This is a genomic window from Pseudomonas sp. LBUM1671 (assembly GCF_059695685.1).
This window is the reverse complement of sequence record NZ_CP166782.1, coordinates 2,620,589-2,638,295: the sequence shown is the minus strand read 5'-3', so window position 1 is coordinate 2,638,295 and position 17,707 is coordinate 2,620,589. Positions and strand designations below refer to the sequence as shown.

The following is a 17,707-nucleotide window of genomic DNA, read 5'->3' as shown; positions in this document are numbered from 1 at the left end:
TCACCCGGGACTTTGTCCCTAGAGTCACTGTAATAAAGTGCATAACGAGGCGCCATTGATGCAAACCCTACTGGACACGTCACTGAATTCTTTTGCGCGGGCCGACCTGTTGCAGGGCTCCACGCCGATTCAGCGGGCCGAACGCCTGGAACAGCTGCTGGGTTTGAAGGCGCAAGGCATCGGCCTGTTTCTCAAGCGCGATGATCACATGTTGATCGGCGGTGGTGGCAACAAACTGCGCAAACTTGAATTCCACCTTGGCGCGGCGCTCGCGGCCGGGGTCGACACGGTCATTACCATCGGCGGTCTCCAGTCCAACCATGCGCGCCTGACCGCCGCGGTGTGCGCCCGTCTGGGCATTGCCTGCGAACTGATCCTGACCCGGTCGGTGCCAAAATCCGAAGTGGACTACGAGCTGAACGGCAACATCCTGCTCGACCAATTGTTCGGCGCAGAAATACGGGTGCTTGCCGGTGGCAGTGACTCACTCGCCGAGGCTGAGAAACGCGCCGTGCAACTTCGAGAAGCCGGACGCACGGTTTTGGTGATACCGACGGGGGGCTCAACGCCGCTCGGCAGCCTCGGTTATGCGCGTTGCGCAGCGGAGATCGCGCAGCAGGAGAGGGAACTGGGCCTCATTTTTAATCAGGTGGTCGTGCCCAATGGCAGCGCTGGCACCCATGCCGGGCTCGCGGCAGGGTTCCAGTTGCTGGGTCGGGGGACGTCGATCGTCAAGTCGTATTCGGTCTTGTCTGATCGGGACACTTCGGCGGAAAGAACCGTGAAGCTGACTCAGGACGCACTGACATTGTTGGGCAGCAACGCCGTCGTTCAGGCTTCAGAGATCGTCATTGATGGTAGTCAGTTGGGCGACGGTTACGGTCTGCCGACGCCCGACATGCTGAACGCGGTTCACCTGATGGCTCGCGCCGAAGGTGTGTTGATTGATCCGGTGTATTCCGGGAAAGCGTTTGCCGGGCTGCTGGGCGATCTCGGGCACGGGCGTTTCCAGCGCGGTGACAATGTGCTGTTTGTCATGACGGGCGGAACGCCGGGGTTGTATGCCTATCGGGAGACATTTCAGGTCTGAAGGTGTGCAGCCGCTTGATCACTACAACGACTTCGCCGACCCGCTGAAAGGCCTGCATCGCAGCAAGGCGCTGGGGATTGCGCAGGTCGTCATGCTGGACGAACTGGCGGTAAACCGGGCGCTGGATAGCATCGATCCGAAAGGCTAGCGGAATTCTGTGGTGAGGCGGATCCATCACCACAAGCGCCGTAGCGAGCAGTACCTTTTGCAACAACAACTCAACATTCAGAAAATGCCTACATCCATTTAACGCCCATTGAGATAGCGTCCGGATCGCTTACAAAAGTTGAAACAAGGACGCTCATGGCTAGCAACACAAACATACCTCCGATTCAAAACCCACCATCAGGCGACGGGCACCCCGCCCGCGACACCCCGCAGGACTATCCGGGCAAAAATCAGGAGGCCCATTATGTTTTTTGGATCAGTGGATTTTCAAAAGGTGATCAAGAGGGTGACGTCTTAAAGTACGAATTGACCGTTCTACCTGAGTTTGAAGACGCAATGATGCGTGTACTCGGCTGGAAAAATCTTGAAGAAAGCGCGTACGGGGACTGCTTGCTGACCGCTGAACAAATCCGACAAATCGCCATGGCACTCGATGTGCAGCTACCGACTGACCTGGACCTCTTCATAGGGGTGCGAGAGTAGTGGCTAAAACCGTTTGATTGCGGCGAGGGGCTTGCCCCCTCGCTGCACTTGCCATTTCAGCCCACGCGACAATCAATCATCCCGCGTCAGCACTTCCAGCAACTCAATTTCAAAAATCAGGTTCGAATTCGGCGTGATCTTGCCCATCGTGCGCTCGCCGTAAGCCAAGTGCGCCGGCACCAGCAATTTGCGCTTGCCGCCGACCTGCATCCCCATAATTCCCTGATCCCAACCCTTGATCACCCTCCCCGTGCCGATTACGCACTGGAAAGGTTTGCCACGGCTGTAGGAAGAATCGAATTCGGTGCCGTCTTCCAGCCAGCCGCGATATTGGGTGGTGATCAGCGCGCCTTTCACGGCGGCTTTACCGTCGCCCACTTCCAGATCGATTACCTGCAATTCATCATTCATCACATTCACTCTATTGTTCTCTCGCCCGATAGGACCCAATGGGCGCCGTTTTCCCAGAAATGCGCGCCATTGGCAACCCATTCGGAACGGTTTTGGGCATTAACCTCAACTAAGATAAGCAACACCAAGGCACACGGATCAATACGACACGATGGCAACTCCTGAATGAATGACGTCTGGACCAGCGCAGCCATCGGCTCGGTGATGCTCGCCCTGATCATCGCGCTGATCTGGCGCGAGCGCTCGCTGCGCAAGCAGTTGGCTGAGCAACGCGCACTGATCGCCAGCCTGTCCGAGGGGCTGCACATCCGCCAGGACGGCGATGCCGAGCGTTTCAAGCGCAGCCAATACTTTGCTCGCATCGGCACCTGGGATTGGGATGTCGATACCGACAAGCTTTACTGGTCAGACGCCATCTATGGAATGTTCGGCTTCAAGATCGGCGAGGTGACGCCCTCCTACGCCCTGTTCTGCACTTGCGTACACCCAGACGACCGGGCCAGAGTCCGGACCGGGGAACTGCGTTGCCTGGAAACCGGCGAAAACCATGATGAGGAATACCGCGTGGTCTGGCCCGACGGCAGCATTCGCTGGCTACGGGAAACCGGCAACGTGGTCAAGAACGACCATGACGCCACCATCAAGATGATGGGCGTGGTGCGCGACATCACCGAGGAAAAAGCCTCGGCCAGCTATCTGCAGCACCTGGCGCATTACGACCCGTTGACCGGCCTGCCCAATCGCCTGGTGCTAGAAGAGCGCCTTTGCGAAGCGCTTGAACAGGCACGCGTCAGCGCCACGCGGGTGGCGTTGGTGTTTGTCGATCTGAATGGGTTCAAGGCGATCAATGACCATTACGGGCATGCGGCCGGCGACCGAGTGCTGATCACTATGGCTACGCGATTAAAGAAAATCCTGCGTTCAACCGACACCGTCGCCCGGATCGGCGGCGATGAATTCGTGGTCATTCTTCAGGGGCTGCCCCAAGGCGTCAGCCTGCAAGACGAGGCACGCCGCATCTGCCAGAAAATCTTCGTCGAACTGTCACCGCCGATCACCATCGGCAACGATCAGCGCCACATCGGCACCAGCCTGGGCGTGGCGGTGTTCCCGGACCACGCGCCGAGCATGGACCGGTTGATTCACATTGCGGACCTGGCGATGTATGAGGCAAAACGCAGCGGGAATAATCAGTATAGGTTGGGCACTGAAAACCCTGCGCGCGCTCACAGCGAATAGTCTTTCGGTGGCCTAACGCTCCACCGGCGTGATGTCCACAATCGTCCCGTTGGTGACCATCACCATCATGTACTTGTCATTGATCTGCACCCACTGCGCCTGTTCTTTTGGCGCTTTCAAGCCTTTCGCCTTCCAGTTGCGCAGTGCTTTGTCGCTGCGTTGGTAAACGTCCGGGGCGCGGTCGCCGACCACCAGCTCGCGGGTGTTGTTGACCCCGGGCTGGACGGTTTTTTGGGGTGGGTCATCCGCTTGAACGATGGGGCTGAGACCGGTGAGGCCTGCGACGAGGGCAAGGCTGGCAATAAAGGTCTTGTTGTTCATTGATGAACCTCCAGTAAATTCGTGGTATCTGAACTCCGACTGCGCCTGTGCTGAATCATTCCTTACTGTTGCGATGATTCTGCAATGGAGTGAGCGTATGTGGCTCGGGGGATGGCGCATATTGAGGGGTTTATCTGAGTCACTGGTTGTCCATTCGGACGCCTTCGCGAGCAAGCCCGCTCCCACATTCGACCGAGTTGTCCAGACGAGCACGGTCAAAATGTGGGAGCGGGCTTGCTCACGAAAGCGGCCTGTCAGTCAACATCAGTTCATGTTCATGGCTGACGCCTGAAGCCCCACCCTTTATCCTTGGCACTCCGCCGTACCGAGTTCTGGAGTAAGCCATGCCCCACGAAGGCAACCTGTTGCAAGCCGCTGTCGTTTTTCTGTTCGCGGCGGTGCTCACCGTGCCCTTGGCCAAACGCCTGCAATTAGGGGCGGTGCTGGGTTATCTGTTTGCCGGGGTCATCATCGGTCCGTCTGTGCTGGGCTTGATCGGCAATCCGCAAAGCGTCAGCCATATTTCCGAACTCGGCGTGGTGTTGCTGCTGTTCATCATTGGCCTGGAATTGTCGCCGCGTCGTTTGTGGGTGATGCGCAAATCGGTGTTTGGCGTCGGCTTGGCGCAGGTGCTGTTGACCGGTTCGGTGATTGGCGTTCTGGCGCTGTTTGTCTTCGGCCAGCCGTTGAACAGCGCCATTGTGCTCGGCCTTGGCCTGGCGTTGTCGTCCACCGCGTTCGGCCTGCAAAGCCTGGCCGAGCGCAAGGAACTGACCAGCCCCCATGGACGTTTGGCGTTCGCGATTCTGCTGTTCCAGGACATCGCCGCGATCCCGTTGATTGCCATGGTGCCGCTGCTGGCGGGCGGCGATCACACCACCACGGCGGCCGAGGACTTGAATCACGGCTTGCGCGTGTTGGGCAGCATTGCGGTGGTGGTGATCGGCGGGCGATATCTGCTGCGCCCGGTGTTTCGCGTGGTGGCCAAATCCGGTTTGCCCGAAGTGTCCACGGCCACCGCGTTGCTGGTGGTGATCGGCACGGCGTGGCTGATGGACCTGGTCGGCGTGTCGATGGCGCTCGGGGCGTTTCTCGCCGGTTTGCTGCTGGCAGACTCTGAATACCGTCACGAACTGGAAGCGCAGATCGAACCGTTCAAGGGGCTGTTGCTGGGGCTGTTTTTCATCAGCGTCGGCATGGGCGCCAACCTGAGCCTGCTGCTCAGTGCACCGATCACGGTGTTGGGGCTGACCCTGTTGCTGATCGCAATCAAGCTGCCGCTGCTGTTTGTGGTGGGCCGATTGGCCGGCGGGCTGGGCAAAGTCAGCGCCATTCGTCTCGGCATCGTGCTCGCTGCCGGTGGTGAATTCGCGTTTGTGGTGTTCAAGATCGGTCGCGACCAGGGTTTGTTCGAGCCGCGCCTGTACGACTTGCTGGTGCTGACGATCACCCTGTCCATGGCCGTCACGCCGCTGTTGCTGTTGTTGTGCGCACGCCTGTATTCGCCGAAAGTGCAGCCCGTGGTGGTGCCGGAGAAATTCCGCGAAATCGACACCGACACCCCGCGTGTGGTGATCGCCGGCATGGGCCGGATGGGCCAGATCGTGGCGCGGATCCTGCGGGCTCAGAACATCAAGTTCGTGGCGCTGGACACCTCGGTGGAAACCATCGAGCTGTCCCGCAGCTTCGGCGGCGTGCCGGTGTTCTACGGCGACCCGATGCGCCCGGAAATCCTCAGCGCGGCCAAGGTCGAGCAGGCGGAATACTTCGTCATCGCCACTGATGACCCGGACACCAACATCAAGACTGCCGAAATCGTGCACAAGCTCTATCCGCACATCAAGATCATCGCCCGGGCACGTAACCGCCAGCATGTGCACCGCTTGGTGGACCTGGGCGCCGAGGCGATTCGCGAGACCTATTATTCGAGCCTGGAAATGAGCCGCCGCACCCTGGTCGGGCTGGGGCTGACCCAGGCGCAGGCCGATGCGCGGATCAAACGCTTCAAGCATCACGATGAACAGGTGCTGGAGGCTCAGCATGCGGTGTATGACGATGCGGCGAAGGTGCTGCAGACCGCCCAGGAAGCCCGGGCGGAATTGGCGCGGTTGTTTGAGTCGGATCAGATGGAGGAGCGGGAAGCGGGTAAGGCTTGAGTCATTGGGTGATAGTGATGCCGCCTTCGCGGGCAAGCCTCGCTCCCACAGGGATCACCGGACCTGTAGGAGCGAGGCTTGCCCGCGAAGAACGATAACGCGATGTGATGTCAGGCCAACTTCTTCAACTCAACGGTCTCCACCGCAAACCGATCCGCCAAAAACGGCGTGATATCCAACGGCAACGGTTCGTTGTTAACCAGCTTATCCAGCAACACCCCGGTAATCGCCGACGTCAAAATCCCCGTGCGGAAATGCCCGCAGGCATTGAGATAGCCCTCTACCCCATGCATCGGCCCAAGAATCGGCAACTCATCCGGCGACCCTGGCCGCAGCCCGGCCCAGGTCCGTTTGAGGTTCACATCCGCCAACTCGGGAATACACCGAACAGCCCCCTGCACCAACCCGGCAATTTCCGGATACGTGGTGGTCACGTCGAAGCCTTTATCCTCCGTCGTGCTGCCAATCAGGATTTCGCCGTTGTCCTTCTGCGCCACATAACAATCGCTGGTGGTCAGGCAACCGTTGAGGATTTTCGGCATGCGCTCGGTCAGCAGAATCTGACCTTTTACCGGTTTCACCGGAATCCGGATCCCGGTGGCCTGCTCGCTCAGATCCGCCGCCCAGGCACCCGCCGCATTGATCAGCGTGTTGCAATGAAACACTCCGGCTTCGGCCGTCTGCACACCGCTGACGCGGGAACCGTGGTGCAAAACCCCGGTGACGTTGGTGTTGAAGTACAGGTCGACGCCGTTCTGCCGCGCGCCTTCGGTGTAGGCATCGGCCAGTCGGAACGGGCTGACCTGATGGTCGCAGAGAAACTCCAGCGCCCCGCTCGCCTCATGGCTGACACTCGGCTCGGCCTCGCGCAGCGCCGCCTGATCGAGCCAGCGCACCTGATCCGCCAGATGCGGAATGCAGGCAACGATGTGCTCGGCGTAGAGGCGGTCTTCATCGTCATAGATCACGAACTTCAGGCCGGTCTTCTCGAACTTGAAATCCATCCCGTGGTGGTCTTTCAACTCCTGGTGCAGCGCCGGGTACATGGCGTTGGACTGCAAGGCAAAATCGAAGAACGACGGCGGCAAAATGTGCGGCGTGCTGGCGTCCACCACCACCGCCGAACCCAGGGCGTCGCGCTTGCGGTTGGCCGACATCATGCGAAAGAAAATCACCCCGCAACCCAGCCCCACTGACTCGCCAATCGCCCATAGGCCACCGGCGGAAGCGCGGGTTGCATTTCCCGGGCGCTTGCAGTCGATTAACGCGACCCTGAGGTTTTTGCGTTTCGACAACTGATAAGCGCAGGACGCCCCGATCACACCGCCACCGGCGATGACCACGTCATAAAACCTACTCATGATGTGCGGCCTCCGTGCCGACGGAGTGGAACGCAGAAAAGGGAATCGGATCAATCGGAAAACGCGGCCGCAACCAGCCCACGTCCTGCCGACCCGTGGCTTCGCGCAAGCGGTCGGTGCAATAGCCGACGCACATCCGCCCCTGACAATCGCCCATGCTCACCCGAGTGCGCATTTTCAGGCTGGCCAGGTCTTGCACGCCCTGCTCCAGCGCCCGGTCGATATCGGCGCGGGTCGCGTGTTCGCAGCGGCAAATCACCGTGTCGGCGGCCGGCAGCGCGGTTTGCCCGGCGCCGCGTTCGGTGTAGCGGTCCACTGCTGCACGGAAGCGCACGATGGCCTTGAGTTTTGACAAATAGCGGTTGCGCCGAACCAGCGCCAATTCGGCGTCCAGCACGTCCCGTTGCAACAGGATCGACGTGGCCGCGATCCGCCCCGCGAGCATCGCCGCTTCGCCACCGCGAATCCCGCCCATATCACCGGCCAGGTGCACGTGGGGCTCGCTGCTTTGCTGCCAGATATTGGCGCTGGCCCGCAGGTAACAGTCGTCGCTGAAGCCATGGTTCAGGCCCATCTGCTGACTGAGTTGGGTGCGCGGGATGAAACCGTAGCCAACCGCCAGGGTTTGCGCCGGAACCTGCTCGGCGCGGCTCAGGTCCGGCACCCAAGTGTTGGAATACGGCGCCACGGTCACGGAGTTCAGCTCACCTTCGCCCTGCGCCGCCACCACGCCCCAGCCGTAATGCATCGGGATGCCATGCAGTTTGAGGAACGCGAGCATGCTCAAGCCATCGAGGAACAGCTGCGGCTTGTTCAGCAGCGACAGGCTTTCCCGAGCGATCTTGCCGAACGCGCACGCCTCATACACACCCGCGACGGTCACGCCGGACGCGTGCAACTGACAGGCCACCAACGGCAATAACGGTCCGGTGCCAGCAATCACCACCGGCCCCTGCGGCTTGACCACTCCGCTCTTGATCTGCAATTGCAGACCGCCCAGCAGGATAACGCCGGGCAAGGTCCAGCCCGGAAATGGCACGCTGCGCTCATGGCAACCGGCCGCGAGCAGCAGTTGCGGGTAGTCGATTTCCTGCAACTGCTCGTCGCTGTCCAGCACCACCAACGCGCGCGTGCCTTCGGCGCCGATCACGCGGTGATTCAGGCGCACGTCGATCAGCGCCGAGTGTTCCTGAAACTCGCCATGCAAGGTGTCCAGCGCTTCCGAGTAGCGCGGCCCCAGATAGTCGAGTTGCACGCCATCGCGCAGCGGTCCGCGATAGACCACACCCCCCAGCCGCGAAGCTTCTTCAAGCAATGTGCAACGCACGCCGTGTCGGGCCAGTTCAATGGCCGCAGCCATCCCCGCCGGCCCGCCGCCAACGATCACCGGAAGCTGGCTCATACGCCCTCCTGCTCAACGATGCGGTTGACTTGGGTTTCGACTGTCATGCCGTCACGCACTAAGGTCTGGCAGGCGCGACGTTTGTGTCGGCCATTGATTTTCACCAGGCAGCATTGGCACACGCCCATGCCGCAATAGGCGCCGCTGATTTGGTCGTGATCGTTACGGGCCACCTGGCGCAGGCCAAGGGATTGAATGACCGAGAGGACGGTTTCGCCGAGGGCGGCGCGGACCGCCTGGCCGTTGATGTGCACAGTCATATCCGCGCGCAGCAGCGGCTGGATATCAAACGTTCTGTCTAAGCGTGGCATTGCGATGTTCATCCATGATGAGTTCAGGTGAGGTTCCACAGCTCCTTGCTGCACTACACCTTGCGGGCCACGGCTATGTAAAAACTCGCACTGGTACTTCGACAGCGCAACAGGGTGCGCGTCAAAGCAATGTAGTCGAAGCCGCAGTAGGGGCTTGGATCTTTTACGGTAGGAGAAATTGCGTAAGAGAATATTGATCCAGGCCAGTGAAAGACGCCGCCCCCACCTCGTCGATCAGTTGGAGAACACGTACTCGCCCCTGACCTTTTTCGCGCCGATGAAGCCCAGGTCCGGGAACAGCAGGTTTTTGACCAAGGCGACGAAGAACGCCATGCCCAAGGTGATTGCGACGCCGACCACAGTCATCACCGGGTCTTCTTCATAACCCTTGAACATCCGCGAGACCTGGCTGACCGTCAGAATCACGTAAATGGTGTAAGCCTGTGGCACGTACTTGTAGAAGCCCCAGGCGAACGCCAGCGGTACCAATGCCGCAAACAAGGTGAAGAACACGACCGCACCGGAGCCGATCATCGCGCCCAGGTAAAACCCGGAGACCGCTCCCAGCAAGGCTTGAACGCAAGTCAGCGCGATCAGAATGTTGACCTTGAGTGAGTGCTTTTCGCGCAGTGCCGGATCCGGCCTGGCCCCAATCCAGTAAGCCAGTACCCGATCCTTGACCGCCCCACCGGAGAACGCCTTGAACGTCTCGGTTTTGGAACGCCCGGCGTCGAGCATCGCCACCAGTTGCCGTTTGATTTCCTTTTTGTCCAATGTACTTCTCCCCTTCTTGAGTCAATGCAAACTAAGGGGCGCATCTTCGCTTTATTGGACGCCAGAAAGCAAAACGCCGCTTCCACCCGAGGCGGAAGCGGCAGAGGCATGAGCCTCAGAAGATCAATGCATGAACAGGGCGATCAGGATGATGATCGGGATTGGCACGCCAAGAAAGAACAGCAGTAATGAGCGCATGGTAATTCTCCTGGGTTAGCGAACAGGTGGCACGGAAGTGGTGGTCACATAAGCGTCAGTTTCCACATACTCCACGGCATCCCGACGACGACCGCCGAAGGTAGCGGCGAGGCTGGCGAAAAACGCACCGATCAGCAGCGCAATGAACATCCACAGCGACGTCCAGGCAGCGACTTTGGCAGCAGTGTCAGCCGCTTGTTGTGCAGCCAGTTTGGCGTCGGCCACGGCTTTTTGGGTGCGGGCATAGACTTCATCGACACGGCGTTCGGCATCGGCTTGGGTCAGGTTGGTGCGCTGGGCGACCAGCTGGGCCAGGTAAGTCCGGTCTTCGGCAGACAGCTGACCATCATTGCTCAGGGAGCGGACGAAGATGCGCGTCACAGTGCTACGGGCAGCGTCATCACTGACGGCAGCCGGACGATCATCGCGGAACAGGCTGTCAACGAAGTAACCATACTGGTCGCTGTCGGTATTGCCCGCCGCAGTGCCCGCGGCTTGAGTCGCAACACCGGCAGCGCCACCGACCACACTCGCCCCGGCTTGCACACCACCGCTGACGATGCTGCTGACCGAACCGACGACCAGCGTCGCGGTCACCAGCGTTGCAACGCACCAAGCCAGGAAGCCATGAGCCGTGTCACGGAAATAGACTTCATCACCGTGCATGTTGGCCCATTTGACCCGCAGGCGACCGGCGATGTAACCACCGAGCCCGGACGCGACGATCTGTGTAACGGCCAGCCAGATAATCGTTGAAATCCCCAGGCCCTTGGCACTCACACCTTCGTTAGCCCAAGGCGAAACGGCCGAGAATCCAAGACCAAAACCCAGCAGTACCAGAATCAGCGATAACGCAGCTGCCGCAGCGGCACCGGCGAAGATCGCTCCCCAGGACACACCCGAGAGCGTGCTTGATTCTTCTGCGGCAGGATAGAAACCATCAGAGGATCTATTCATTGTTGTATCGCTCCAGGCAGGAAAGATGGTGTTACAACTCTTCGAATGAGTAATTGCAGTCACCGTGCCAGTCGCCAACTTTCAATAAATCGATTTATTTCAACTGCTTATAAATTTTGAACTTCCGAAATCCATGCAAATTGCAAGGAAGCGGCAATCGCAGCGGGTTTTATGCATTGGACGATCCAAAGCTCGCAGCCTCGTTTCACTCGACAGCGGCTACAGGGAATACGCATTACTCTGTAGCCGCTGTCGAGTGAAACGAGGCTGCGAGTTCTTGTCTTTCCTTCACGTGAAGTTTTATTTAGAAAGTCCGCAAGCATTTATTGGCAAAATGCCCCCACACTCTGCCATGAACTGACTATCAGGCCAGCCCTATGACCCGCATCTTGACCATCGAAGACGACGCCGTGACCGCCCGGGAAATCGTCGCCGAACTCAGTAGCCATGGCCTCGACGTCGATTGGGTCGACAATGGCCGCGAAGGCCTGGAGCGTGCGGTCAGCGGCAACTACGACCTGATCACCCTCGACCGCATGCTGCCGGAGCTCGATGGCCTGGCCATCGTCACCACGCTGCGGACCATGGGCGTGGCCACGCCGATCCTGATGATCAGCGCCCTCTCCGACGTCGATGAGCGGGTGCGCGGCTTGCGGGCCGGTGGTGACGATTACTTGACCAAGCCGTTTGCCACCGATGAAATGGCCGCCCGGGTTGAAGTGCTGTTGCGTCGCCAGAACACCGTGACCGCCCAGGCGACCACGCTGCGGGTCGCCGATCTGGAGTTGAACCTGATCAGCCATGAAGCCAGTCGCGACGATCAGTTGCTGACGCTGCTGCCCACCGAGTACAAGTTGCTGGAATTCCTGATGCGCAACACCGGGCAAATCCTCTCGCGGATGATGATCTTCGAAGAGGTCTGGGGTTATCACTTCGACCCGGGCACCAACCTGATCGACGTGCACATTGGCCGGCTGCGCAAGAAGATCGATCCGCCTGGCAAAGTCCCACTGATTCGGACCGTGCGAGGCTCGGGTTATGTCATTGCTGAACCCCTCTAACGGCTGGCGCTCTTCCAGCAGCCGCTTGCTCGCGCTCTACAGTTCGCTGTTCGTGATCTGGAGCGGGATTCTGATGGGGGTCATGTATTACGAAGTGTCCGCATACCTGGACAACCTGGCCAAGCACTCGCTGATGCAACGCCAGCATCTGTTTTCGCACTTTAAGGGCGAGCAATTGGCCGACGCCCTCGCCGTCAGCATGACCTTTGACATTCGCGGCATCGACGCCTATGGCCTGTTCGATTCGCAGCACCGCTACCTCAGCGGCGCGCTGCGGCACATGCCCGAAGGCCTGCCGCTGGACGGCAAGATTCACATGCTCGGCGACTGCGCAGAGTCTGACGACCCCAGCCTGCCCACCGACAGTTGCGACGCGGTCGCGACCCAGACCAAGGACGGTCGCTGGCTGGTGCTGGTGCGCGATAACGGTTCGCTGTTTGCCGTGACCCGGATCATTCTGCACGCGTTGCTCTGGGGCGTGACGCTGACCATCCTGCCCGGCATCGCCGGTTGGCATCTGTTGCGGCGGCGTCCGCTGCGGCGGATTCGGGCGATCCAGGCCAGCGCCGAGGCCATCGTCGCCGGCGACCTGACCCGGCGCTTGCCGCTGTCCAACCGCCGCGATGAGCTGGACATGCTCGCCGCCATCGTCAACGCCATGCTCGAACGCATCGAACGCCTGATGAACGAGGTCAAGGGTGTGTGCGACAACATCGCCCACGACCTGCGCACACCGCTGACCCGCTTGCGGGCGCAGTTGTACCGGATCCAACAGCAGGCGGATGACGGCTCGCCCCTGGCCGTGCAGCTCGATTCCGTCCTCGGTGAAGCGGATACGCTGATGGCACGGTTTCGCGGGTTGCTGCGGATTTCCGAACTGGAGGATCGCCAGCGCCGATCCGGTTTTGTCCAGTTGGAACCGGTGCCGTTGTTGCAGGAACTGCATGACTTTTACCTGCCGCTGGCGGAGGAAGGCGAACTGGTGTTCAAGCTGCAACTGCCGGCATCGCTGCCGATGTTGAACGGTGATCGGGCGCTGTTGTTTGAAGCGGTGGCGAACCTGTTGAGCAACTCGATCAAATTCACACCGCCCGGTGGCGAGGTGGTTTTGCGGGGGATCAATGAAGGTGGACGGACGCGAATCGAAGTGCTCGACTCAGGGCCCGGTATTCCAGAAAGCGAACGCGAAGCGGTGTTCCAGCGCTTTTACCGTGCCGAGGGCGGGAATCAGAAAAGCGGGTTCGGATTGGGGCTGTCGATCGTTGCGGCGATTGTCAGCCTGCATGGGTTTGCGCTTGAAGTGGGCAGCAGTGAGCTTGGTGGGGCGCGGTTGGTGCTCGATTGCGGACAGGACTTGATACCTCAAACCTGACCCAACATCCGAGCTAACACAAACCTGTGGGAGCGGGCTTGCCCGCGATGGCGGCCTGACAGGCAAAACACTGTCGTCTGACACTCCGCTATCGCGGGCAAGCCCGCTCCCACAGGGTCTTGTGGTGTTTATCAGGTTGGGTAATTGGCCCGCAGGGCTTCTAGCCCACCCTGATAAATCCCGGCAAACAACGCCTCAACCTCTGCCTCACTGACACCGACGGGCGTGAACCGACCCGACCACGTCACCCGAGCCCCCTGCCCTTGAGCCTCTACCTTGATCGTCGCCAGGTACTCAGTCGCCGGAAACGGTGCCTGCAAAATCGAGTAGCTGTAGGTCTTGCCGGCGTTATCAAACGTCTCCAACCGCTCAACCACCACCGCGCCGTCGGACGTTTGCAGACTGCGCACTCGCCCGCCTTCACTCAGTTCGCTTTTCGGAATAAACGGCAGCCAGTCCGGCAGCGTGTCGAAGCCGCCAATCAATTGCCACACCGCATCGGCCGAAGCCGGAATATCAATAAACGCTGATGCCTTTGCCATGTAATGCTCTCTCTCAATCAATAAAATTCAGATCGCCATGCTGTCGACGACACCGCCGTCGACCCGCAATGCCGCGCCCGTCGTGGCCGAGGATAACGGCGAAGCGATGTAGGCCACCAGGTTGGCGACTTCCTCGACATCCGCCACGCGCTGGATGATCGAGGTCGGCCGCGCCTTGCGTACAAATGCGTCGGCCTCTTCCCGGACACTGCGCCCCGATTCGGCGGTGGCGTCCTTGAGCATTTGCTCCAGGCCATCGGTCAAAGTCGGGCCCGGCAGGATCGCATTGACCGTCACGCCAGTGCCCGCCAGCCGTTTGGCCAAGCCATGGGACACCGCAAGGTTGGCGCTTTTGGTCACGCCGTAATTGAGCATGTCGGCCGGGATCGCGATGCCGGATTCCGAGGACAAGAAGATCACCCGGCCCCAGCCCTGCTTGACCATGTCCGGCACGTAATGCCGGGACAGGCGCACGCCGGAGATCACGTTGACCTCATAGAAACGCGTCCACTCGCTGTCGGGCGTGTCGAAAAAATCCACCTCGTTGAAGATCCCGAGGTTGTTCACCAGGATGTCCGCGCGCGGTTCGGCGGCGAACAGTTGCTCAGCCCCTTCGGCCGTGCCGAGGTCGGCGGTCAGGCCGCGCAATTGCGCGCCCGGCACGCTCTGGCGAATGCTCGCCAGCGCCTGTTCGACCTTGGCCGTCTCGCGGCCGATCACCACCACCGTGGCGCCGGATTCGGCCAGCGCCTTGCTGATGCCCAGGCCAATGCCGGCAGTGCTGCCGCTGACAATGGCGAGTTTTCCAGTCAGATCGATCTTCATGCTCAAACTCCTCAGATTGGCAATGGAGCGCGTTCGCTCACCAGTTTCGCGTCACGCATCGCCTGCCAGAATGCAGCGGGGATCACGGCCGACAGTGCCGCAACATCTTCAGCAATCCGGTCCGGACGGCTGGAGCCCGGAATCACCGCCGCCACGGCCGGGTTGGCCAGCGAGAACTGCAAGGCTGCAGCCTTGATGTCGACACCGTGGGCAGCCGCGATGCGTTTGATCTGCTCGACTTTGTTGACGATGGCCGGGCTGGCTTTCTGGTATTCGAAGTGCGTACCGCCGGCCAGAATGCCCGAGCTGTAAGGACCGCCGACCACGATTTCAACGTTCTGCGCCAGCGCCGCGTCCATCAGACGTTGCAAGGCGCGGTCGTGGTCGAGAAGAGTGTAGCGACCCGCCAGCAGAAAACCGTCCGGCTGGGCTTCAGTCAGATCAAGGGTCAGTTCGCAAGGTTCGACCTTGTTCACGCCCAGGCCCCAGCCCTTGATCACGCCTTCTTCGCGCAAACGGGTCAGCACTTTGAACGCGCCGGTACGGGCCTGATTGAAGTATTCCAGCCATTGATCGCCGTAGAAGTCCTGAGCGATGTCATGCACCCAGACGATGTCGAGGCGATCGGTTTGCAGGCGCTTGAGGCTGTCTTCGATCGAGCGCATCGTTGCGTCGGCGCTGTAGTCGTTGACGATCTTGTTCGGGCGGCCGTGTTCGAACACCCCGCTCTTTTCACCCAGGTCGCGGGCGGCAGCGTCTTCGACTTCATCCAGGATGACCCGGCCAACTTTGCTGCTCAGCACGTAGTCGTCGCGGTTGTATTGGGCCAGTGCGGTGCCCAGGCGAATCTCCGACAGGCCCGAGCCGTAGAACGGCGCGGTGTCGAAGTAACGCACGCCGGCATCCCAGGCGGCGTGCACGGTGGCCTGCGCCTCGTCTTCAGGAATGGCGCGGAACATGTTGCCCAATGGAGCGGTACCGAAACCCAGCGTGCCGGGCAGTTTGTCTTTCAAGCTCATGATTCAATCCTCGTCAGTTTCAGTGGTCAGTTGCCTGACCGTTGAGCAGATCCTAGATTGCGATGGTCGGACCGTCCAAGACATAATGTGCAGCACTTAAGTCCCGATAGGTCTGACATGATCGACATTCGCCAATTGCGCTACTTCGTCGTCGTCGCCGAAGAAGAACACGTCGGTCGCGCCGCCGAACGTTTGCACATCTCCCAGTCGCCCTTGAGCCGGCAGATCGCCCAGCTCGAAGAACGCCTGGGCCTGACCCTGTTCGAGCGCAGCCAACAGCGCATCCGCCTGACCCGCGACGGCCAGACCTTCCTCGCCGAAACCCGCGCCCTGCTGACCCACGCCAGCCGCCTCGAATCCCTGGGCAAACGCCTTGGTCGCGGCGAAGAAGGTGGCTTGTGCATCGGCTATATCGAAAACGCCATGCACGCCGGCGTGTTGCCCAATGCCTTGCGGGTGCTGCGCGTCGACCGACCGAGCGTGCACGTTGCGCTGTACAACCTGAGCTCCGCCGAACAACTCGAAGGCCTGCGCCAGCGTAGTCTGGATATCGCCCTGGTCAGTGAACCGCCCGTCGCCGACGACCCGGACCTGCTGGGTTTTCAAGTGCTGGACGACCCGATGCTGCTGGCCCTGCCCGAACACCATCCCCTCGCCCAGCAGGCCACGCTGACCCCGGCGGACCTGGCCGATCAGGAATGGATCGGCGTGCAGCACCGCCAGAATTGTGCCAGCCGCGAAGACTTCGTCAGCGCCTGCATCCGCGCCGGTTTCACCCCGGACATTCGCATGGAAGCCACCGAGCCTTTCACTGCGTTGGGGCTGGTGGCGTCGGGGCTGGGGATTGCGATGATTCAGAAAGGCTTGAGCCGCAATGCACCGCCGGGCGTGGTGCTGCGGGAAGTACCGTGGATTTCGTTTACCACGCCCTTGTGGGCAGCGTGGCACCGGATCAATTTGCGGCCGTTGGTGGAGACGTTCAGGAAGGTGCTGACCGAGCCGGGCCCGCATTGATCGTTCCCACGCGTGGGAGCGATCAAAAACCTTTTGGCCTGCAAAACCTCAATGTCTGGAGTTCACAAAACCCCTGTGGCGAGGGGATTTATCCCCGTTCGGCTGCGCAGCAGTCGCAAATCCTGTGCATGCGGTTTGACTGAATGACCGCGGCTGCAGGTTTTTGGTTGCTGCGCACCCCACGGGGATAAATCCCCTCGCCACAGAGCTGGGTGGATGAATAGGTCCTGTCGCGCTCGCCTGTTTAACACCGAAACAGCGCTTGTTTAAACACCCTCGAAGATACTTCCTGAAAGCTACAAATCCTTGCGCCGTTGCCTACGGCTGCGCCAGAATCCACCGGCTTGTGCGCCTTGGGGCTGCTCGGTAACTTGATTCCCGTCACTGCCCATCAGTGATCGGGTTTAGTCGCCCGCGTTAACTCAGTTGTGCGTGCATCTGTCATGCAGGTCTTTCATTCCTGTACTTGATGGTGGCTGTACGCAGGGCGCCCTAGGGCGCGCCGGATTGCTGAGTTTCCCGGTCGACTAACCTGCGTGCAGCTGCCTCCCCTTACGTTTAGTCGCAAGAGGGGTGGCACCCAATTTGGAAACTCAGCATATGTTCAAAGTAACGCCCAACCCACCGGACACTGATCCGGCCTCCCCCTACGAGCCCGATTCAAAAAAACTCAACGAGGCAGCCGAGCGAGCGCTCGACTTCCACTTCCCATCGAACGCCGACATCAAAGCCACCCCGCGAACCCGCAGCACCCTGTTCTCCGTAGACCCCGAGGCCACGGCCGAAACCCTGGCGGTCTATCTGGTCGAAATACTCGCCTCGGTCGACGTGATGGTCCATCAGTTGGTGGATCACCTGGAGGGAGAGTCGCGCTACGCCCTGCTGGGTATTTCCAACAGCATCATGGTGGCGGAGATCACCGCGAACCGGGTGTTGGACAAGATTGATCTGCCCAAATAAGCGCCGCTTTCTGTGGCGAGGGAGCTTGCTCCCGCTGGGTCGC

Annotated in this window: 18 protein-coding genes and 1 pseudogene; 9 read left to right on the top strand and 10 right to left on the bottom strand. The window is 60.3% G+C overall.

Going from position 1 to position 17,707, the window contains the following annotated elements:
• Window positions 1-58: 58 nt before the first annotated feature.
• The 3 genes and pseudogenes from ACA060_RS12285 to ACA060_RS12275 all read left to right on the top strand — a co-directional run bounded on the left by ACA060_RS12285 (window position 59) and on the right by ACA060_RS12275 (window position 1,741).
• Window positions 59-1,090: a D-cysteine desulfhydrase family protein gene (locus ACA060_RS12285; protein ID WP_497317519.1), complete on the top strand. Its 1,032-nt coding sequence runs from the start codon at window positions 59-61 to the stop codon at window positions 1,088-1,090.
• Between the two features lie 25 nt (window positions 1,091-1,115).
• A pseudogene (locus ACA060_RS12280) lies at window positions 1,116-1,238 on the top strand (DUF6124 family protein); the annotation flags it as partial.
• Between the two features lie 155 nt (window positions 1,239-1,393).
• Window positions 1,394-1,741 (top strand): pyocin S6 family toxin immunity protein, encoded by a 348-nt coding sequence (locus ACA060_RS12275; RefSeq protein WP_497317517.1) that lies wholly within the window; start codon window positions 1,394-1,396, stop codon window positions 1,739-1,741.
• Between the two features lie 72 nt (window positions 1,742-1,813).
• Here the strand turns inward: ACA060_RS12275 and ACA060_RS12270 are convergent, their stop codons facing one another.
• Window positions 1,814-2,152, bottom strand: coding sequence for an FKBP-type peptidyl-prolyl cis-trans isomerase (locus ACA060_RS12270; RefSeq protein ID WP_497317515.1), 339 nt, complete (start codon window positions 2,150-2,152; stop codon window positions 1,814-1,816).
• A 165-nt stretch (window positions 2,153-2,317) separates the two neighbouring features.
• Here ACA060_RS12270 and ACA060_RS12265 point away from each other — a divergent pair, with 165 nt between their 5' ends.
• Window positions 2,318-3,391 (top strand): diguanylate cyclase domain-containing protein, encoded by a 1,074-nt coding sequence (locus ACA060_RS12265; RefSeq protein WP_497317513.1) that lies wholly within the window; start codon window positions 2,318-2,320, stop codon window positions 3,389-3,391.
• A gap of 12 nt (window positions 3,392-3,403) precedes the next feature.
• Here the strand turns inward: ACA060_RS12265 and ACA060_RS12260 are convergent, their stop codons facing one another.
• Window positions 3,404-3,712 (bottom strand): RcnB family protein, encoded by a 309-nt coding sequence (locus ACA060_RS12260; RefSeq protein WP_497317511.1) that lies wholly within the window; start codon window positions 3,710-3,712, stop codon window positions 3,404-3,406.
• 344 nt (window positions 3,713-4,056) lie between these two features.
• Here ACA060_RS12260 and ACA060_RS12255 point away from each other — a divergent pair, with 344 nt between their 5' ends.
• A complete protein-coding gene (locus tag ACA060_RS12255; protein WP_497317509.1) occupies window positions 4,057-5,868 on the top strand; it encodes a monovalent cation:proton antiporter-2 (CPA2) family protein in 1,812 nt (603 codons plus the stop codon).
• A 110-nt stretch (window positions 5,869-5,978) separates the two neighbouring features.
• Here the strand turns inward: ACA060_RS12255 and hcnC are convergent, their stop codons facing one another.
• The 5 genes from hcnC to ACA060_RS12230 all read right to left on the bottom strand — a co-directional run bounded on the left by hcnC (window position 5,979) and on the right by ACA060_RS12230 (window position 10,871).
• Window positions 5,979-7,229 carry a cyanide-forming glycine dehydrogenase subunit HcnC gene (gene hcnC, locus ACA060_RS12250; RefSeq protein ID WP_497317507.1) on the bottom strand — a complete coding sequence of 417 codons (1,251 nt, stop codon included), beginning with the start codon at window positions 7,227-7,229 and terminating at the stop codon, window positions 5,979-5,981.
• Complete coding sequence (gene hcnB / locus ACA060_RS12245; protein ID WP_497317506.1) at window positions 7,222-8,631, bottom strand: cyanide-forming glycine dehydrogenase subunit HcnB; 1,410 nt, start codon at window positions 8,629-8,631, stop codon at window positions 7,222-7,224. Before hcnB ends, hcnC begins: the two co-directional genes overlap by 8 nt.
• Window positions 8,628-8,942 carry a cyanide-forming glycine dehydrogenase subunit HcnA gene (hcnA, locus tag ACA060_RS12240; protein ID WP_497317504.1) on the bottom strand — a complete coding sequence of 105 codons (315 nt, stop codon included), beginning with the start codon at window positions 8,940-8,942 and terminating at the stop codon, window positions 8,628-8,630. The genes hcnB and hcnA overlap by 4 nt, the downstream gene beginning before the upstream one ends.
• A gap of 234 nt (window positions 8,943-9,176) precedes the next feature.
• Window positions 9,177-9,716, bottom strand: coding sequence for a hypothetical protein (locus ACA060_RS12235; protein ID WP_109630163.1), 540 nt, complete (start codon window positions 9,714-9,716; stop codon window positions 9,177-9,179).
• A 213-nt stretch (window positions 9,717-9,929) separates the two neighbouring features.
• Window positions 9,930-10,871, bottom strand: a complete 942-nt coding sequence (locus ACA060_RS12230; RefSeq protein WP_109630160.1) for a hypothetical protein — start codon at window positions 10,869-10,871, stop codon at window positions 9,930-9,932.
• Window positions 10,872-11,248: 377 nt separating this feature from the next.
• On the opposite strand from ACA060_RS12230, the gene ACA060_RS12225 reads away from it, so the two are divergent.
• Together ACA060_RS12225 and ACA060_RS12220 are read left to right on the top strand one after the other, a co-directional pair.
• On the top strand, window positions 11,249-11,932 hold the full coding sequence (locus ACA060_RS12225; protein WP_109630157.1) for a response regulator transcription factor: 684 nt from the start codon (window positions 11,249-11,251) through the stop codon (window positions 11,930-11,932).
• The gene (locus tag ACA060_RS12220) at window positions 11,910-13,304 is read left to right on the top strand and encodes a sensor histidine kinase (protein WP_497317501.1); all 1,395 of its coding nucleotides are present in this window, start codon (window positions 11,910-11,912) and stop codon (window positions 13,302-13,304) included. Before ACA060_RS12225 ends, ACA060_RS12220 begins: the two co-directional genes overlap by 23 nt.
• Window positions 13,305-13,435: 131 nt before the next feature.
• On the opposite strand, the gene ACA060_RS12215 is transcribed toward ACA060_RS12220, so the two are convergent.
• Genes ACA060_RS12215 through ACA060_RS12205 form a run of 3 tightly spaced genes read right to left on the bottom strand, consistent with a single transcriptional unit; the run spans window position 13,436 to window position 15,690 of the window.
• The gene (locus ACA060_RS12215; protein ID WP_109630149.1) at window positions 13,436-13,846 is read right to left on the bottom strand and encodes an SRPBCC family protein; all 411 of its coding nucleotides are present in this window, start codon (window positions 13,844-13,846) and stop codon (window positions 13,436-13,438) included.
• A gap of 27 nt (window positions 13,847-13,873) precedes the next feature.
• The gene (locus tag ACA060_RS12210) at window positions 13,874-14,671 is read right to left on the bottom strand and encodes an SDR family NAD(P)-dependent oxidoreductase (RefSeq protein WP_109630147.1); all 798 of its coding nucleotides are present in this window, start codon (window positions 14,669-14,671) and stop codon (window positions 13,874-13,876) included.
• Window positions 14,672-14,682: 11 nt separating this feature from the next.
• Window positions 14,683-15,690 (bottom strand): aldo/keto reductase, encoded by a 1,008-nt coding sequence (locus ACA060_RS12205; protein WP_109630144.1) that lies wholly within the window; start codon window positions 15,688-15,690, stop codon window positions 14,683-14,685.
• Between the two features lie 117 nt (window positions 15,691-15,807).
• Here ACA060_RS12205 and ACA060_RS12200 point away from each other — a divergent pair, with 117 nt between their 5' ends.
• Both ACA060_RS12200 and ACA060_RS12195 read left to right on the top strand, forming a co-directional pair.
• Window positions 15,808-16,704 (top strand): LysR substrate-binding domain-containing protein, encoded by an 897-nt coding sequence (locus ACA060_RS12200; RefSeq protein ID WP_497317498.1) that lies wholly within the window; start codon window positions 15,808-15,810, stop codon window positions 16,702-16,704.
• Window positions 16,705-17,304: 600 nt separating this feature from the next.
• A complete protein-coding gene (locus ACA060_RS12195; protein ID WP_497317496.1) occupies window positions 17,305-17,664 on the top strand; it encodes a DUF6124 family protein in 360 nt (119 codons plus the stop codon).
• Window positions 17,665-17,707 lie beyond the last annotated feature (43 nt).

Coding starts and splice junctions, on each gene's coding strand:
- ACA060_RS12285 (WP_497317519.1), top strand. CDS start 59: ATGCAAACCCTACTGGACACGTCACTGAATTCTTTTGCGCGGGCCGAC.
- ACA060_RS12275 (WP_497317517.1), top strand. CDS start 1,394: ATGGCTAGCAACACAAACATACCTCCGATTCAAAACCCACCATCAGGC.
- ACA060_RS12270 (WP_497317515.1), bottom strand. CDS start 2,152: ATGAATGATGAATTGCAGGTAATCGATCTGGAAGTGGGCGACGGTAAA.
- ACA060_RS12265 (WP_497317513.1), top strand. CDS start 2,318: ATGAATGACGTCTGGACCAGCGCAGCCATCGGCTCGGTGATGCTCGCC.
- ACA060_RS12260 (WP_497317511.1), bottom strand. CDS start 3,712: ATGAACAACAAGACCTTTATTGCCAGCCTTGCCCTCGTCGCAGGCCTC.
- ACA060_RS12255 (WP_497317509.1), top strand. CDS start 4,057: ATGCCCCACGAAGGCAACCTGTTGCAAGCCGCTGTCGTTTTTCTGTTC.
- hcnC (WP_497317507.1), bottom strand. CDS start 7,229: ATGAGTAGGTTTTATGACGTGGTCATCGCCGGTGGCGGTGTGATCGGG.
- hcnB (WP_497317506.1), bottom strand. CDS start 8,631: ATGAGCCAGCTTCCGGTGATCGTTGGCGGCGGGCCGGCGGGGATGGCT.
- hcnA (WP_497317504.1), bottom strand. CDS start 8,942: ATGCCACGCTTAGACAGAACGTTTGATATCCAGCCGCTGCTGCGCGCG.
- ACA060_RS12230 (WP_109630160.1), bottom strand. CDS start 10,871: ATGAATAGATCCTCTGATGGTTTCTATCCTGCCGCAGAAGAATCAAGC.
- ACA060_RS12225 (WP_109630157.1), top strand. CDS start 11,249: ATGACCCGCATCTTGACCATCGAAGACGACGCCGTGACCGCCCGGGAA.
- ACA060_RS12220 (WP_497317501.1), top strand. CDS start 11,910: ATGTCATTGCTGAACCCCTCTAACGGCTGGCGCTCTTCCAGCAGCCGC.
- ACA060_RS12215 (WP_109630149.1), bottom strand. CDS start 13,846: ATGGCAAAGGCATCAGCGTTTATTGATATTCCGGCTTCGGCCGATGCG.
- ACA060_RS12210 (WP_109630147.1), bottom strand. CDS start 14,671: ATGAAGATCGATCTGACTGGAAAACTCGCCATTGTCAGCGGCAGCACT.
- ACA060_RS12205 (WP_109630144.1), bottom strand. CDS start 15,690: ATGAGCTTGAAAGACAAACTGCCCGGCACGCTGGGTTTCGGTACCGCT.
- ACA060_RS12200 (WP_497317498.1), top strand. CDS start 15,808: ATGATCGACATTCGCCAATTGCGCTACTTCGTCGTCGTCGCCGAAGAA.
- ACA060_RS12195 (WP_497317496.1), top strand. CDS start 17,305: ATGTTCAAAGTAACGCCCAACCCACCGGACACTGATCCGGCCTCCCCC.